Source organism: Actinophytocola sp. (assembly GCF_035634895.1).
GTDB lineage: Bacteria > Actinomycetota > Actinomycetes > Mycobacteriales > Pseudonocardiaceae > Actinophytocola.
Genome location: NZ_DASQCC010000114.1, coordinates 1 through 15,810 on the forward strand (window position 1 = coordinate 1; position 15,810 = coordinate 15,810).

The 15,810-nt window shown below is 70.9% G+C and carries 14 protein-coding genes; 4 read left to right on the forward strand and 10 right to left on the reverse strand.

Annotation, left to right across the window (positions count from 1 at the left end):
• Positions 1–3,189, reverse strand: a complete 3,189-nt coding sequence (locus VET29_RS16425; RefSeq protein WP_324921030.1) for a BTAD domain-containing putative transcriptional regulator — start codon at positions 3,187–3,189, stop codon at positions 1–3.
• Positions 3,190–3,234: 45 nt separating this feature from the next.
• Here VET29_RS16425 and VET29_RS16430 point away from each other — a divergent pair, with 45 nt between their 5' ends.
• Positions 3,235–4,161 (forward strand): 5'-3' exonuclease, encoded by a 927-nt coding sequence (locus VET29_RS16430; RefSeq protein ID WP_324921032.1) that lies wholly within the window; start codon positions 3,235–3,237, stop codon positions 4,159–4,161.
• A 714-nt stretch (positions 4,162–4,875) separates the two neighbouring features.
• A complete protein-coding gene (locus VET29_RS16435) occupies positions 4,876–5,262 on the forward strand; it encodes a GNAT family N-acetyltransferase (protein ID WP_324921034.1) in 387 nt (128 codons plus the stop codon).
• A 91-nt stretch (positions 5,263–5,353) separates the two neighbouring features.
• On the opposite strand, the gene VET29_RS16440 is transcribed toward VET29_RS16435, so the two are convergent.
• Positions 5,354–5,995: a TetR/AcrR family transcriptional regulator gene (locus VET29_RS16440; protein ID WP_324921037.1), complete on the reverse strand. Its 642-nt coding sequence runs from the start codon at positions 5,993–5,995 to the stop codon at positions 5,354–5,356.
• Between the two features lie 53 nt (positions 5,996–6,048).
• Between VET29_RS16440 and VET29_RS16445 the strand changes: the two genes are divergently transcribed.
• Positions 6,049–6,987, forward strand: a complete 939-nt coding sequence (locus VET29_RS16445) for a beta-ketoacyl-ACP synthase III (protein WP_324921039.1) — start codon at positions 6,049–6,051, stop codon at positions 6,985–6,987.
• Entirely contained in the window at positions 6,978–7,583 is a 606-nt protein-coding gene (locus VET29_RS16450; RefSeq protein ID WP_324921041.1) for a lysophospholipid acyltransferase family protein, read from the forward strand. Before VET29_RS16445 ends, VET29_RS16450 begins: the two co-directional genes overlap by 10 nt.
• Here the strand turns inward: VET29_RS16450 and VET29_RS16455 are convergent.
• The 8 genes from VET29_RS16455 to VET29_RS16490 all read right to left on the reverse strand — a co-directional run bounded on the left by VET29_RS16455 (position 7,580) and on the right by VET29_RS16490 (position 15,680).
• Positions 7,580–8,326: a phosphotransferase family protein gene (locus tag VET29_RS16455; protein WP_324921043.1), complete on the reverse strand. Its 747-nt coding sequence runs from the start codon at positions 8,324–8,326 to the stop codon at positions 7,580–7,582. The two genes, VET29_RS16450 and VET29_RS16455, sit on opposite strands and share 4 nt — an antisense overlap.
• A gap of 68 nt (positions 8,327–8,394) precedes the next feature.
• Entirely contained in the window at positions 8,395–9,624 is a 1,230-nt protein-coding gene (locus VET29_RS16460) for a GNAT family N-acetyltransferase (RefSeq protein WP_324921045.1), read from the reverse strand.
• 76 nt (positions 9,625–9,700) lie between these two features.
• Positions 9,701–10,369 carry a DUF4333 domain-containing protein gene (locus tag VET29_RS16465; protein ID WP_324921047.1) on the reverse strand — a complete coding sequence of 223 codons (669 nt, stop codon included), beginning with the start codon at positions 10,367–10,369 and terminating at the stop codon, positions 9,701–9,703.
• Positions 10,370–10,487: 118 nt separating this feature from the next.
• Complete coding sequence (locus VET29_RS16470; protein ID WP_324921049.1) at positions 10,488–13,247, reverse strand: DEAD/DEAH box helicase; 2,760 nt, start codon at positions 13,245–13,247, stop codon at positions 10,488–10,490.
• 4 nt (positions 13,248–13,251) lie between these two features.
• Entirely contained in the window at positions 13,252–14,169 is a 918-nt protein-coding gene (locus VET29_RS16475; RefSeq protein WP_324921056.1) for a diacylglycerol kinase family protein, read from the reverse strand.
• The gene (gene tatC / locus VET29_RS16480) at positions 14,166–15,089 is read right to left on the reverse strand and encodes a twin-arginine translocase subunit TatC (protein ID WP_324921051.1); all 924 of its coding nucleotides are present in this window, start codon (positions 15,087–15,089) and stop codon (positions 14,166–14,168) included. Before tatC ends, VET29_RS16475 begins: the two co-directional genes overlap by 4 nt.
• A 23-nt stretch (positions 15,090–15,112) precedes the next feature.
• Complete coding sequence (tatA, locus tag VET29_RS16485) at positions 15,113–15,418, reverse strand: Sec-independent protein translocase subunit TatA (RefSeq protein ID WP_324921053.1); 306 nt, start codon at positions 15,416–15,418, stop codon at positions 15,113–15,115.
• A complete protein-coding gene (locus tag VET29_RS16490; RefSeq protein ID WP_324921058.1) occupies positions 15,411–15,680 on the reverse strand; it encodes a bacteriophage holin in 270 nt (89 codons plus the stop codon). The genes tatA and VET29_RS16490 overlap by 8 nt, the downstream gene beginning before the upstream one ends.
• Between the last annotated feature and the right edge of the window lie 130 nt (positions 15,681–15,810).

Here is a 15,810-nt window from a genome sequence, read left to right on the forward strand (position 1 = left end):
TCAGGCTAGGGCCTTGTCGGTTACGGGGCGGAGGGTGTCGAGCGTGGTCGTCAGGCCCTTCGCGTAGGCCTCGGTGAACGCCTCCTCGGTCAGGTCGGCGCGGATCTCGGCCGTCACCCGGGCGTAGTCGAGCACCGAGAGGTCCTTGGCGCCGCGCACGGCCTCGCCGGCGCCGAGCACCATGGCGGCGTGGTAGGCGTCGCCGCGGAGCCGGGTCACCTCGGCGACGCCGACCAGGATCTGCGCGACGACCGGCGCGTCGTTGCTCTCCAACGCCAGCTCCAGAGCCTCGCGGTGGCGCGTGAGTGCCCCCGCCATGTCGCCGGTCGCGGCGGCCAGGTACCCGCACGAGCTCTCGACCAGCGCGCAGAACTGCGGCGCCACGGTCTGGTTGCGGGAGCGGTACATGGACTTCGCCACCGCGTCGGCGTCGGCCAGCTCGCGGCGGGCCGACGCGTGGTCCCCCGAGATCCGCGCGAAGTCGCCGCGGGCGTGGGCGATGGCGATGTGGCTGTCCGGCATGCCGCTGCGCTCCGCGTCGCGCTCGGCGCCGGCCAGCACGGTCTGGGCGTGATCCCACTGCCCGAGCAGGATGTACAACCCCGCCAGCTTGACCCGGTACCGCACGAGGTCCTCGTTGGTGACCAGCTCGGCGAACAGCCGGCTCGCCTCCTCGTAGTGGGCGGCGGCGGTCTCGAAGTCACCGCGCCAGGAGAGCAGGTCGCCGAGCGAGCACATCGCGAACGACATGCCCCACCGCTCGCCGGCCGACCGGAACGCGGCGAGCCCGACACGGAAGTCCTCCTCGGCCTCCTCGTGCAGCATGCCCGCGTTGAGCGACGCGTGCGCCCGCATCACCCGCGCGGTACCGAGCACCCACGGGTCGTCGTCGGTGAACAGGACGTCCGACAGGTACATCCGCAGGCTCTCGGTCGGCCGGCCGTAGCTGCGGAGCACCTCGTTCAACGGCACGATCAACCGCAGGATCGGGTGGCCGCGCAGCCCTGCCTCCCGGACGAGCTCGACGGCACGGGTGAACCAGCCGATGGCCCGCCGCTGGTCGTAGTGCCCCTCGACGGCCAGCATCGCCGCGAGTGTCAGCGCGAGCGCGCGGTCCTCCACCGGCGCCTCGCCCGGCATCTCGACGACCTCGCTGCTCAGCTCGGCGCCCTCGATCTTGTGCCCGTGCAGCCACCAGTACCAGCCGACGTTCGCGATCAGCCGGCATGCCGCGACCGCGTCCCGGTCGGCGATCGCGACCCGGACCGCGGCGTGCAGGTTGTCGTGGTCGGCGTGCAACGACTCGAGCCACTCGACCTGTTCCGCGCGGCGCAGGTGGGGTTCGGCGGTGGCGGCGAACCGGGAGAACCAGTCGACGAACGTCCCCCGGATCCGGTCGGCCTCCCCCGACTCCGCGAGGCGCTCCCGGCCGTAGGCCTTGATCGTCTCCAGTAGCCGGTACCGGTCGCCGACGATCAATACGAGTGACTTGTCCACGAGCGAGGTGAGCAGGTCGAGCACGCGGTCCGCGGCGAGGTCCGACCCGGCACAGACCTGTTCGACGGCCTCCAGGGTCGCGCCGCCGGCGAAGACCGCGAGCCGGCGCAGGACGGTCCGCTCGTCGGCGTCGAGCAGGTCCCAGCTCCAGTCGACGACCGCGCGCAGCGTCTGGTGCCGGGGCAACGCCATCCGGCTGCCGCCGGTGAGCAGCCGGAACCGGTCGTCGAGGCGGGCGGCGAGCTGGTCGAGGGACATCGTCCGCAGGCGGGCGGCGGCCAGCTCGATGGCCAGTGGCATGCCGTCCAGCGCGCGGCAGACGTGCACCATCGCGGGCGCGGTGGTCTCGTCGACGGTGAGGCCGGGCCGCACCGCGCGGGCCCGGTCGGCCAGCAACCGGACGGCTGGGAAGGTGAGCGCGGTCGAGGGGTCGGCGTCCGCGGGCGGCAGGGCGAGCGGGTCGACGGGCCACAGCGTCTCGCCGGTGAAGCCGAGCGGCTCGCGGCTGGTGGCGAGGATGCGCAGGCGGGGACAGTCGCCGAGCAGCCGGTCCGCGAGCTCGGCGGCCGCGCCGACCAGGTGCTCGCAGTTGTCGAGCAGCAGGAGCGTGGCGCGGTGCGACAGCGCGGCCGCGAGCCGGTCGACGGGTGTCTCGACGGGGTCGCCGATGTTGCGGGTCGTGGACACGAGTGCCTGGGCCCGCAGGCCGAGCGCGGTGAGCACGGCCTGCGGCACGTCGGCGCCGTCGCCGACCGATGCCAGCTCGACGAGCCACACGCCGTCGGGCTGGCGGTCGAGGAGCATGCGGCCGACCTCGGTGGCGAGCCGGGTCTTGCCGGAGCCGCCGGGGCCGGTGAGCGTGACCAGGCGGGACTCGCCGACCATGCCGGTCACCCGCGCGAGGTCGCCGTCGCGGCCGACGAAGCTGGTCAGGCTGCTGCGCAGGTTCGTACGGGCGCGGTTCGGCGGGGTCTCCAGCTCGCCCCGCAGGAGGTCGACGTGCAGGGCGGCGAGCTCGGTGGACGGGTCGGCGCCCAGCTCGTCGGCGAGCGCGGTCTTGATACGGCTGTATTGGGTGAACGCGTCGGCGGTGCGGCCGGCGCGGGCCAGGGCACGCATGAGCAGTCCGGCGAACCGCTCGTGCAGCGGGTACTCGGTGACCAGCGACTCCAGCTCGGGGACGAGGTCTGCACTGTGCGCCAGCTCGGCCTCGATGCGGTCGCCGGTGGCGGCGAGGCGCAGCTCGGTCAGCCGCGCGATCGGCGCCTGGGCAAAAGGTGCGGTCGCGGCGTCGGCGAGCGCGGGGCCGCGCCAGAGCGCGAGGGCGTCGCGGAGGGTGATGCTGGTGGCGGCGGGATCGGTGGCGAGCGTGCCGCGACCGTTTCTGGCGAGCCGCTCGAAGCGGTGGACGTCGACGTCGTCGGGATCGAGGACGAGCCGGTAGCCGGTGGGCCGGGACTCGATGGTGAGGCCGGTGCGGCGCAGCCGGGAGACGAGTGCCTGGAGGGCGTTGGCGGCCTCGGCGGGTGGACCGTCGCCCCAGACGCCGTCGACGAGATGGCTGGTGGTGACCACGTGTCCGGCGTCGAGGGCGAGGAGGATCAGGAGCGTGCGCAGGCGCGCGCCGGTGACCTCGACCGGCGACCCGTCTTCGGCCCGGAGGGACAGGGGGCCGAGCATCGCGACACGCACTCTGTTGATTCTGACGCATGGCGTCGGCATGGCAGGCTGACCCACGTGACTCTCGTGTTGCTGGACTCGGCGAGCCTGTACTTCAGGTCGTACTTCGCGCTACCCGATTCACTGACCGCGCCCGACGGGACGGTCGTGAACGCGGTACGCGGGTTCGCGGACACGATCGCCCGGATCCTGACCGACCGGCGGCCCAGTCGGCTGGTGGCGTGCATGGACGCGGACTGGCGACCCGCGTTCCGGGTGGAGGCGCTGCCGTCGTACAAGGCGCACCGGGTGGCGGACCCCGTGAACAACGTCGAGGAGGTGCCGGACACGCTGACACCGCAGGTGCCGATCATCCTCGACGTGCTGGACGCGTTCGGCTTCGCGGTGGCCTCCGCCACCGGGTACGAGGCGGACGACGTGATCGGCACGCTGGCGCACCGCGAGAAGTCGGACCCCGTCGAGGTCGTGACGGGCGACCGGGACCTGTTCCAGGTCGTCCGCACGGAGCCGACACCCGCGAGCGTCGTGTACGTGGGGCGAGGTTGGGCGAAGGCGGAGGTGCTGGGTCCGCGTGAGTTGGCCGAGCGGTACGCGTTGCCGGTGGAGAACGCTGGGCCGGCGTACGCGGACATGGCTCTGCTGCGGGGCGACCCGTCGGACGGCCTGCCCGGAGTGGCGGGAATCGGCGAGAAGACAGCGGCGAAGCTGATCACGAAGTACGGGTCGCTGGCTGGTTTGTTGGAGGCGGCGGCCGCATCACCGAGTGATGTCGCGCTGCGAGTGCGGAGCGCGCTGACGGACGCGGCGGAGTACGTGGAGGCGGCGGCGCTGGTGGTGCGGGTGGCGCTGGACGCGGACGTGGTGCAGGACCGGGACGACCGGGTGCCGTCGTCGCCGAGGGACCTGGAGCTGGTGCGGGAGCTGCAGGAGAAGTGGGACCTGGGGGCGCCTATCGACCGGCTACTGGCGGCCCTGCCGGGCTGACGTCGGCGAACCGGGAGAGGTCTGGGCCACTCTCGTCAGGCCCACAGCCCGCGACGGTCATCAGGACAACGACCGCGACCGCGGCGACGAGGAGACGAGGCACGAGCCGCACGCTACCCGTTGGCCTCCGGCCCCGGTTTCGACACTACGGCAACGCACCGACAGAACCGGCCGACGGCGTGCACGAACGGACTGTTCGTGGGGTGCGCCAGCGGGTCGGTCGCGGGGTGCGGCGGATCGTTCGCGAGGTGCGCGAACCCTGTCCGTTCGTGCGGCGCCGACGAACCATTCGCGAGGTACACCGCACGAATCGTTGGCGCGGTAGACGAACAGGCCGTTCGCGCTGTGGGCCGACGGACCGTTCGCGAACAGAACTTCGTGCGGGACGCCAACAGACCGTCGAGCGGCGCGCGAACGCTCTGTTCGTGCGAGAACACAGGAAAACGGGACGCGGACCGGTCTCCGGCCCCGATCACCAGCCTACCGGCGGCCACCGACGAAACTGACCGATGCCGGATGCGAACGGACCGTTCGCGCGAGCGGCATCACGAAGGCGGAGCGCTGTTCCGACCACTGCCCGAACCACGGCACCGCCCGAACCACGGCACCGCCCGAACCACGGTGGCCTCCGGCCCCCCGGTATCCAGCCTATCGGGAGGCACCGACAATTCCGTGGTCGCGAAATCGGGTGGCAGGGATTCGTACTGTTGGTCGGTGATCAGCTACCAGTGGCGCGGGCCTTTCGACGACATCGAGGTCAACCGGTTGCATGCCGAGGGGTTCGGGTCGCCTGCCGAGGACTGGTGGGCGCGGGTGAACCGGCACAGTCTGGGTTGGGTGTGTGCTCGGGAGGACGGCACGCTCGTCGGGTTCGTCAACGTGGCCTGGGACGGCTCGTCGCATGCGTTCGTTCTCGACACCGTGGTGGCCGGTGTCGTTCGACGCCGAGGGGTGGGGAGTGAGCTGGTCGCCGTTGCCGCTCAGCAGGCCCGCGACCACGGGTGCGAGTGGCTGCACGTCGACTTCGAGGACCACCTGCGGCCGTTCTACCTCGATCGCTGCGGATTTCGGGCTACCGGTGCCGGGCTCCTCGCCCTGTAGGTCGCTGGGAGTCGGCGCCCTTTCGGATGGAGTCCGGACTGTCGGTGGCTCGTGGGAGGCTGGGCACCGGGGGCCGGAGGCCAACCGGCCGTCACGCGACGCGTAGGGACAGCAGCAGGGTCAGCGCGGTGATCGGGTGGCCGATGAGTCGGCTCAGTGCGCGGCGGGCGCGGGTGGGGGCCGTCGTGTCGCGGTGTAGTTGCAGTGCGTTGTTCAGTGCCAGGACCACGCCGGTGACCTCGAAGACCAGCTGGTCCGCGTCCGTGTCCGACGGTAGGTCGCCCGCTGCCATCGCGGTGCGGGTCTGGCGGTACAGGTCGCGGTTCCACACCGTCGTCAGGCCGGCTACCGCGTTGCGGACTCGGCCCGGGCGGTCGTCGAACTCCGATGCCGCCGCGGTGAAGAAACAGCCGCCCGGGAAGACTCTCCGTTCCAAATAAGACACCCAGGCCCGGCACATCGCCAACAGTTTCGGCAGGCCCGGATCCACTCCCCTCGCCTTGTCGGCCACCTCCTTCGTGAAGATGTCCGCCGCCGCGTCGACCACCGCCAACTGTAGGTCCTCCTTGGAGCCGAAGTGGCCCAAGACACCTGACTTGCTCATGTTCAGCACAGTCGCGAGGCGGCCTATCGTCAGGCCCTCCAGGCCTTCGGACGATGCCAGGCGCACGCCACTCGCCAGGATGTCGGATCTTGTCTGCCGGGACTCGGCAACTGACCGTCGCGGACTCACAAGTCAGCACTGTAGCATTTGGCGTCCGAACGTTCGGTCGCTAAAGGAGCTCGATGACTGGGTCACGCATCACCGGGATGGGCCATCACCAACCCGAGCACGTCCTCACCAACGACGACCTCGCGCGTCTGGTCGACACCAGCGACGAGTGGATCCGCCGCCGCACCGGCATCGCCACCCGCCGGATCGCCCGTGACGAGTCGGTCGCCGACCTCGCCGCGGCCGCCGCAGGGAAGGCCCTCGCGGCCGCCGGTGTCGATCCGGCGGACATCGGGCTCGTCCAGGTCGCGACCTGCTCCGCCGTCGACCGCTGTCCGAGCACCGCCGCGCAGGTCTCCGGGCGGCTCGGGATCCCGGGTGCGGCGGCGTTCGACGTGAACAACGCGTGCGCGGGCTTCACCACCGCGCTCGCCACCGCCGACCACGCCATCCGCGCGGGCGCGGCCCGGCACGCGCTGGTCGTCGGCGCGGAGAAGATGAGTGACATCACCGACTGGACCGACCGCGCCACGTGCGTGCTGCTCGGTGACGGCGCTGGTGCCGCGGTGTTGTCCGCGTCCGACACACCACAGGTCGGGCCCGTGGTGTGGGGATCCGACCCGAGCCTTGGCGACGCGGTCCGCATCCTCGGTGACTGGCACCCGACCTTCGCGCAGGACGGTCAGACCGTGTTCCGTTGGGCCACGACGACTCTGGCACCCATCGCGCGGCAGGCCTGCGAGCGGGCCGGCATCGAACCGGCGGAGCTCGGCGCGATCGTCACGCACCAGGCGAACCTGCGGATCATCGAGGCGATCGTCGAGCGGCTCGACGCCCCCGGCGTGCTGGTCGCGCAGGACGTCGTCGAGTCGGGCAACACCTCGGCCGCGTCGATCCCGATCGCGCTCGCGAAACTGGTGGCACGCGGGGAGATCCGGTCGGGCGCGCCGGTTCTGCTGCTCGGCTTCGGCGGTGGGCTCTCGTGGGCCGGACAGGTCGTGACGTGTCCCTGAACCCCTTGATCCGCACCGAAGGCCGGGAACACGTGCCCACGCTCGGCCCGGTGATCCTTGCCAGCAACCATCTTTCGTTCATCGACAGCGTCGTCATCCGGCTCGCGGCGCCGCGACGGGTCACGTTCCTGGCGAAGGCCGAGTACTTCGCCGGCCGTGGCCCGAAAGGGATGCTCACGCGTTGGTTCTTCACCGCGGTCGGGTCGGTGCCGGTCGCCCGCGGCCAGCACCGCGCGGCCACCGCGGCACTCGACACCGCTTTGGAGGTTCTCGCCGGCGGCAACGTGTTCGCCATCTACCCGGAGGGCACGCGCTCACTCGACGGCCGCCTGTACCGGGGGCGGACCGGCGTCGCGTGGCTCGCGCTGACCTCCGGTGCGCCGGTGGTCCCGGTGGCGCTACACGGGACCGAGCGCCTCCAGCCCGTGGGCAAGCGCATTCCCCGTTTGCACCGAGCCACGGTCAGGTTCGGGCAGCCGCTGCGGTTCACCGGCGACCCGGCCGTGGCCCGCACTCGCCGGGCCGTGACGAACGACGTGATGGCCGCGATCGCCGAGCTTTCCGGGCAGGAACGTGCGGACCGGTTCGCGGCCTAGGGTTCCCGCATCCTGGACCGGAGCACGTCGAACTCGCATCCCGGCGCGTCCGGGTCGAAGCCGTGTTCGATCAGCCAGTGCGACGCCACCAGGCTGCGCAGTGACCACCAGGCGCGGATCACGTCCCGGTCCGCGCCAGGGCCGTAGCCGGCAAGCAGGTCGTCCAGGCGTTCCTCGTGCCCGAGGGTCAGGGTGGCGAGGTCGAACATGGCGTCGCCGGGCGCGGCCTCCGACCAGTCGATGACGCCGGTGACCTCGTCGTCGTCGACGAACACGTGGGTGATCTGCAGGTCGCCGTGGATGAACGCCGGCGTCCACGGCCGGAGCGCGGCCTGCGCGATCTCGCGGTTGCGCCGGATCACCTCGGCGGGCAGCACGGCGTTGGCGGACAGCCACGCGCACTCACGATCGAGCTCCGCCGCCACGTCGTCGAGCCCGCGCCCCGGCCACGGCGGCAACGGCGCGTCGTGCAGCCGCCGTATCTCGGCACCCGCCGCGGCCCACGCCGCCGGCGACGCGGTCGACGGTTCGCCGAGGACGCCGAGCGCCGTGCCGGGCACGGCGGCGATCGCGAGCGCGGGCGGCTCACACCAGAGAACCGCCGGGGTCGGTACCGGCGCCATCGCCATCGCCCGCACCTCGACCTCGGCGTGCGCCGGGTCGACGTCGACCTTCAGGAACACCTCACCGACACGCAGCGTCGCCCGCTGGCTGTGGGCGACGACGACCTCCACCCCTGCCATACCGGCCATCCTGGCGGGAACGGCCGTCGATGTCGCCGGATTTAGGCGGAACGCCGCCGACACAGGGCCTAGAACATCGTGCCGGTCCAGGCCGGGCGGTCGACCGCGAAGAGCTGGTCGGCCGCCGCCAGCGCGGCCGGGTCGGCGACGGTGACCCGGCCGATGCTCGCGAGCACGCTGGCCCGGTACGTGCCGAGGTAGAGCATGGCGAGCACCTCGGCGCGCACCGTCAGCGCGGCCGGTTCGGTGGTCCGTTCGATCCCCTGTGGACCGATGCGGTAGCGGCCGGAGTTGTTGGGCAGCAAAGAGTCCACGACCTCGATGACGACCGGCTCGGCCGCCCCGTAGGTGCGGCCGGCGAGTGCCGTCGGCACGTCGACGAGCCGCACCCACAGCTCGTCGTCGCGCTCGCTGCGGACCGCGTAGTTGTTGACGAGCATCTCCTCGACGGGCTCGTCGGCGGGCCGGTGGTAGGCGATGACCTCGTCGACCAGGTCCACGCCGGTGAGGTAGCGCCACAGGTCGTTGGCCACGCCCTGGTGGGCGGACTGGAAGTCGAGCACGCGCAGCGTGTCGCCGGCGCGCGGGTCGTCGGAGGTGTTCTGCGCCGGCTCGTACGAGACCCAGCCGTCGACCTCGCCCGACGGCGTGAAGTGGGCGGCGACCAGCAGGTAGCCGTCGGTGAGGCGGCGGTCGTAGGCGAGGACCCAGTACTGGGCCGGGCGGCCCATGAGGCCGGCGCGGGTCGGCTGGATCGCGGCGTAGGCGGCCTGCAGCCTGGGCACGATCTCGTCCTTGTCGAGGAGTCGGACCGTCCCGGTGACCGCCACCTCGGGACGGACGTCCGCCTGCGGCGACCGCACCTTGACGATCCGCGCCAGCGTCCCGATCCCGTAGCCGAAGCGGCCGTAGATCACCGGCTCGGAGGCGTGCAGCACGGCGAGCACCTCGCCGCGGGCGGCGCAGTCCTCGAGCTGGACTCGCATCATGCCGGTGAGCGCGCCGCGGCGGCGGTAGTCGGACCGGACGCCGACGTAGGTGACCCCGGCCGCCGGCAGCATCGCGCCGCCGGGCACGGTCAGGCTCGACGGGAACGACGTGGCGGTGCCGACCTGGCGGTCCCCGTCGAACGCACCGAACGTGCGGTCGGCGAGGTAGGCGTCCTTCAGCACCGCCCAGAACTCGTCGGTCGCGGGCCTGACGTGCAGCGCGGCACGGAAGATGTCGTTGGCGCCCCGCAGCTCGTCGTCGGTGACGGCACGGAAGGTCAGCCCGGTGGGTAGCAGAGTCTGGGTCACCGTCCGATGATGCCTACTCCACTCCATCGGCGCGACCTATTTGTGCTGATGGCGGGCTCAGTGCCGGCGCGAGCGGCTACTTCGACTCCTGTGGGAGCGCCACCTGGTACTGGCCGTCGTCGCTCGTGACGGTGATCTGGACGGTCAGCTCCTTCGGGTCGTCACCGCCGACCTTCACCTTGCACGAGAACTTGTTGCCCGACTTGACCTCCTGGTCGGCCGGGCAGCTGACGGACTGGATGTTCTCGACCTTGTAGTCGTTGACCAGGACCTTCTTGACGCCCTCGTCACCCTGCAGGGAGCTCTGGTCGAAGACCTTCGTGTTCAGGAACCCCGGCGTGACCAGGCCGAGCACCAGGAACGCGGCGACGCCCAGCACGACGATCACCATGACGATCCAGATCCAGGCCCCACCCTTCTTGGGCTGCTGTTGCTGCTGGTAGGGGTGCTGGTACGGGCTCTGGAACTCACCGGACGGCGGCTGCTGACCGTACGGGGACTGCTGCTGAGCGTACTGCGGCGCCGGCTGGCCGTACTGCTGCGTCGGCTGCGGCTGCTGCCCGTACCCGCCGTAGGGCTGCTGCTGTTGCGGAGGCTGGGGCTGACCAGGCTGCTGCTGCGGGTACCCACCCGGCACGGGCATCCCGCCGGACGGAGTGCCGGGCGCGGGCCCGCCGCCGTAGGGCTGCTGTCCCCACTGCTGCTGCGGGTCGTTCCCACCGGGCGGCCCGTAGGGGCTGGTCATTGTTCGCCTCCGCCAATTCGAGGTCGTGCCTGCGCGCGATCAAACCATAGCGGGACGTGGAGATCCCGTGTGGTCCGGCACGCGGATCCGCCCCGGTTGGTCGAGGAAGTCAGGGGAATCAGACCGTGCCCAGTGCCACCACACCCCGGCGCATCGCCTTCACGGCCTCCTTCGCCGCCCCGCCGACCGGCGCGTCGGACCCCACGACGTCGCGCAGCTGCTCCAACAGGTCGATGACCTGTCGACACCAGCGCACGAAGTCGCCGGCGGAGAACTCGCTGCCGGCCGACTCCGCGGCGGTCATGACGCGCTCCAGCGACTCGCCGCGCGCCCACCGGTAGATCGTCCACGCGAAGCCGGCGTCCGGTTGGCGGGTACGCTCCAGCTTGTGCCGCCGCTCGTCGGCCTCTAGCGACGCCCACAGCCGCGCGGTCTCGGCCAGCGCGTCGCCGATCAGCCCGACCGGCACCCGCGCCTCGCTCGGCCCGTCCCGGCGCGCCTCGTACACCAGCGACGACACGACCGCGGCCAGCTCCGGCGGCGGCAGCTGGTCCCAGATGCCCTGCCGCAGGCACTCGGCGGCCAGCAGGTCCGACTCGCTGTACAGCCTGGTCAGCCGCTTGCCGTGGGCGGTCACGGTGTCGTCGTCGGACAGGTAGCCACGCTCGGTGAGCAGCCTGCGGATGCGGTCGAACGCGCGCGCCAGCGAGTGCGTCTGCGCGGCCACCTTCTGCTCCAGCTGCTGGGTCTCCGCGAGAAGCCTGCGGTGCCGCTCGGCCCAGCGGGCATGTGTCTCACGGTCGCTGCAGCCGTGGCACGGGTGGTTGCGCAGCGCCCGGCGCAACGCGGCGATCTCGGTGTCGTCATCGGCGCCACCGCCACCGCGGCGGCGGTTCCTCGGCACCTCGATGCCCGCGTTGCGCAGCGTCGACGCCAGGTCCCGGCGCGCCCGCGGCGAGCGCAGGTCGACCTGCTTGGGCAGTTTCACCCGGCCCAGCGCCTCAACGGGCGTCGGGAAGTCGGCCACCGACAGCCTGCCGGCCCAGCGGTCCTCGGTGATCACGAGCGGCCGGGCGTCGCCGGACGGGTCGAGCCCCGGGTCGACGACGATCGCGAGCCCGGCGCGACGGCCGGACGGCACCGCGATGACGTCGCCCTTGCGCAGTGCCTCCAGCGACCGGGCCGCCTCCGCGCGGCGGGCCACGGTGTTCTTGCGGGACAGCGCCTTCTCGCGTTCGCCCAGCTTCGCGCGCAGCTCGGCGTACTCGGTGAAGTCGCCGAGGTGGCAGGTCATCGACTCCTTGTAGCCGTCGAGGGCCTCACGGTTGCGCTCGATCCGCTTCGCCAGCCCGACGACCCCGCGGTCGGCCTGGAACTGGGCGAACGACTGCTCCAGCATCTCGCGTGCCTGCTGGGCGCCGAGCCGTTCGACCAGGTTGACGGCCATGTTGTAGCCGGGGCGGAACGACGAGCGCAGCGGGTAGGTGCGGGTGGATGCGAGGCCGCCGACCTGCCGGGGGTCGACGCCGGGCTGCCAGATGACGACCGCGTGCCCCTCGACGTCGATGCCGCGCCGCCCGGCCCGGCCGGTGAGCTGGGTGTACTCCCCCGGCGTCAGCTCGACGTGTGCCTCGCCGTTGTACTTGACCAGCCGTTCCAGTACGACCGTCCTGGCCGGCATGTTGATGCCGAGCGCGAGGGTCTCGGTCGCGAACACCACCTTCACCAGGCCGCGGACGAACAGCTCCTCGACGGTCTCCTTGAACGCCGGCAGCAGGCCCGCGTGGTGGCTCGCGAACCCGCGTTCAAGGGCCTCGCGCCACTCCCAGAACCCGAGGACCCGCAGGTCGGCGTCGTTGAGGTCCTTGGTGCGGACGTCGATGACCTGGCGGATCTCCTCGACCTCGGCCTCGGTGTTCAGCCGCAGGCCGGTGCGGACGCACTGGCTGACCGCCGCGTCGCAGCCGATGCGGCTGAACACGAACACGATGGCCGGCAGCAGCCCCGCCGCGTCGAGCCGGGTGATCACGTCGACCCGGGACGGCGGGCGGAACCGGGGACCACCGCGTGGCGCGCCGGACCGGCGGCCGCGTCCGCCGGTCCGGGGGCCCCAGGTGACCTGGGTCCGGTTCTCGTTCTCGGTGCGCCGGAGCAGCTCGGCGTTGATGCGGGGCTCGCCGTCGGGGCCCTCGCCGTTGAACAGGTCCAGCATCCGGTTGTTGACCAGCATGTGCTGCCAGAGCGGCACGGGCCGGATCTCGTCGACGACGACGGTGGTGTCGCCGCGGACCTCGACCAGCCAGTCGCCGAACTCCTCGGCGTTGCTGACCGTGGCGGACAGGCTGACCAGGCGGACCGCCTCGGGCAGGTGCAGGATGACCTCCTCCCACACCGCGCCGCGGAACCGGTCGGCCAGGTAGTGCACCTCGTCCATCACGACGTAGCCGAGGCCGTCGAGCGTCGAGGAGCCCGCGTAGAGCATGTTGCGGAGGACCTCGGTGGTCATGACCACCACGGATGCGTTGCCGTTGATCGAGGTGTCGCCGGTGAGCAGGCCGACCTGCTCGGTCCCGTGCCGCTCGACGAGGTCGGCGTACTTCTGGTTCGACAGCGCCTTGATGGGTGTCGTGTAGAAGCACTTCTGCCCGCTGCCCAGCGCGAGATGCACGGCGAACTCGCCCACCACGGTCTTGCCCGCTCCGGTCGGCGCGCACACGAGCACACCGTGGCCGTCCTCGAGCGCGGCGCAGGCCTGCTGCTGGAACGGGTCGAGCGTGAACGAGAGCACCGAGGTGAACTCGGTCAGTTCGGGATAGCTCGCTCGCTGGCGGGAGGCCGCGTAGGACTCGGCGGGCGATGGAGAAGGGCTGGCAGCCACGTGTTCAGGTTGTCACATGCCCCGGGGGTGGGGTGGGGCGGCCGACCACCTTCAACGCGTTCGGGACGCACGTCACCTCGACTGGAAGGGGGCCGATGCGTTCGCCGTCGGCGTAGGCGACCCAGCCGTTGGCGTCGCCGATGCGAATCTGCTTGGTCCGCGACGTCGTGATCAGCGGGTTGTTGACGTGGTTGCCGGTACGCAGGCCGGGCAGCATCCTGACCAGGTCGAACCGGCCCGCCCGGCGCATGAGCGTGACGTCGAAGAGGCCGTCGGTGGGGTCGGCGGCAGGGCAGACCGGGATGCCGCCGCCGTAGAACGGGATGTTGCCGATGGCGATCTGTGTGGCGTCGAGCTCGTCCTGCCCGCTGTCGTCGTCGATCGTCAGGCGACCGTGCCTGAGCCGCACGAGCTCGGCGAGGATCGCCAGGTCGTATCGGCGGGGGCCCGATGGCCAGCGCATCCGGTTCGCCCGCTCGTTGACCGCGGAGTCGAACCCGGCGCACAGGACGCCCGCGAACCACGGCCCGTCGGTGACCCGGCCGAGGTCGATGGTGCTCTGTTCGCCGTTCTTGATGGCGTTGACCAGGTCGTCCGTGGCGTCGAGCGGGTCCTTTGCGGTGCCGGCGAACGTGCGGGCGATGTCGTTGCCGGTGCCGGCCGGCACGATGGCGAGCGCGGTGCCCGTGTCGGCGCAGAACTGGACGCCCTGGTGGGCCGACCCGTCACCGCCGACGACGACCAGCAGGTCGAGGTCGCCGGCCTGCCGCATGAGCCGCTGGGATTCTTCGACGGTGCCGGCCTCGACGGTGACCAGGTCTCTCGTGACGGTGCGCAGGCGCTCGGCGACCGAGCCCGCGACGCGACCCGCCCGGCCGAGCCCGGACGCGGGGTGCACGACCATTGCCGCTTTCACGGTCAGGTCACATCGTCGGTGTTGACTTTGTCCGAAGGCTCCGAGAAGTCGTAGTCCTCGGGGTGGTCGCCCCAGCCGTCGTCGATGCGCTCGCGTTCCTTCTTCCGGTCGTGGATCCGCGCGATCTGCACGGCGAACTCGAAGAGGACAGTCAGTGCGGCGGCGAGGGCGATCATGCTGACCGGGTCGGTGCCCGGCGTGGCGATCGCGGCGAACACGAAGAGCATGAAGATGATGCCGCGCCGCCACTTCGTGAGGTTGCGGTACGGCAGGATCCCGATCCGGTTCAGCATGACGACCACCAGCGGCAGCTCGAAGCTGACACCGAAGATCATCAACATGACCAGGACGAACGAGATGTAGTCGTTCGCGGCGAGTGCCGAGATGAACTGGTCGCCACCGAAGCTGACCAGCACCTGGAGCCCCTTGGGGACCACGAAGTAGGCGAGCACGGCGCCACAGGCGAACAGGACGGAGGCGAGAACCACGAAGATGCGGGTGAACTTGCGTTCGTTCTCGTACAGTCCCGGGGTCACGAACGACCAGATCTGGAAGAGCCAGAACGGGCTGGTCAGCACGGCACCGGCCGCGAGACCGACCTTGAACTGAATGAGGAAGGCCTCGAACGGCTGAGTCTGGAGCAGCTGGCACTTACCGGGTATCGGCTCGAAGCGAACCGTGCCCGCGGGTAGTTGACAGTACGGCCCGGTCAGCAGGTGACCGAGTGATGGGATCGGGCCGATCCGCCACTGGAACCACAGGAAGCCGAGAACGCAGCCGACCAGAAGCCCGAGGAGGGCGAGGCCGAGCCGGTGACGCAGCTCGTACAGGTGGTCCCGAAGAGTCATGGTGCCGTCGGGGTTGTGCCGACGGCTACGCAGCTTCTTCTTTTCGTGGCGGTCGTCCCGGCGGTGCGTGCGCGCCACCGTTCAGACCTGTTCTCTCGGACTTAGGCGTTCTTGTTCTGCTGCTGCTCGACAGACTGCGGCACGACACCGTTCGTCTGCACCTGCTGCACCGGCGGTTCGGCCGGTGTGGCGGGCTGAGCCTGCGGCAGCTGCTGCTGTTGGACAGGCTGCGGCTGGTCGGCGGCCTTCTCGTCCTTGTCCTCGCCGCGCAGCCCCTTGGTCTCTTCCTTGAAGGCCTTGGCGGACTTGCCGATCGAACGGGCCATCTCCGGAAGCTTCCTGGCTCCGAAGAGCAGGACGATCACCAAGGCGATGATCAGCAGCTCGGGCACACCCAGGTTACCCACGGTCTTCCTCCTGTCTCCCCCGGCTGTTCGATGGTACGACAGCCGGAGCGTGCTTCACCCGTGCCCGGGCCCGGGTCTCCCTGATCGCCACCTGGACCGCGGCAAGCCGCGCCCGAAGGGTGCCTGTCTCGTAGCCAAGATTCGTTCGCAGCGCGTCGGCGGCTTGGTTGAAGCCCCGAACATGCCGCCACACCCGAACCAACACGGCGACGAGCACCAACAGCCCCACGACGACCAGGATCAAGGCGGGCAGGTACGACATCACGGTTTCTACCGTAGTGGGCGTGTGCTGGGGGTGGGATGCCCAGCCCTTCACTTAACAGAAATCACACATCGACTGGTCGGACTGCCGCGCCGAGGCATCGACCCCAAGAAATGCACCACGCGGCGAC

Coding starts and splice junctions, on each gene's coding strand:
- VET29_RS16445 (WP_324921039.1), top strand. CDS start 6,049: ATGACTGGGTCACGCATCACCGGGATGGGCCATCACCAACCCGAGCAC.
- VET29_RS16455 (WP_324921043.1), bottom strand. CDS start 8,326: ATGGCAGGGGTGGAGGTCGTCGTCGCCCACAGCCAGCGGGCGACGCTG.
- VET29_RS16465 (WP_324921047.1), bottom strand. CDS start 10,369: ATGACCAGCCCCTACGGGCCGCCCGGTGGGAACGACCCGCAGCAGCAG.
- VET29_RS16490 (WP_324921058.1), bottom strand. CDS start 15,680: ATGTCGTACCTGCCCGCCTTGATCCTGGTCGTCGTGGGGCTGTTGGTG.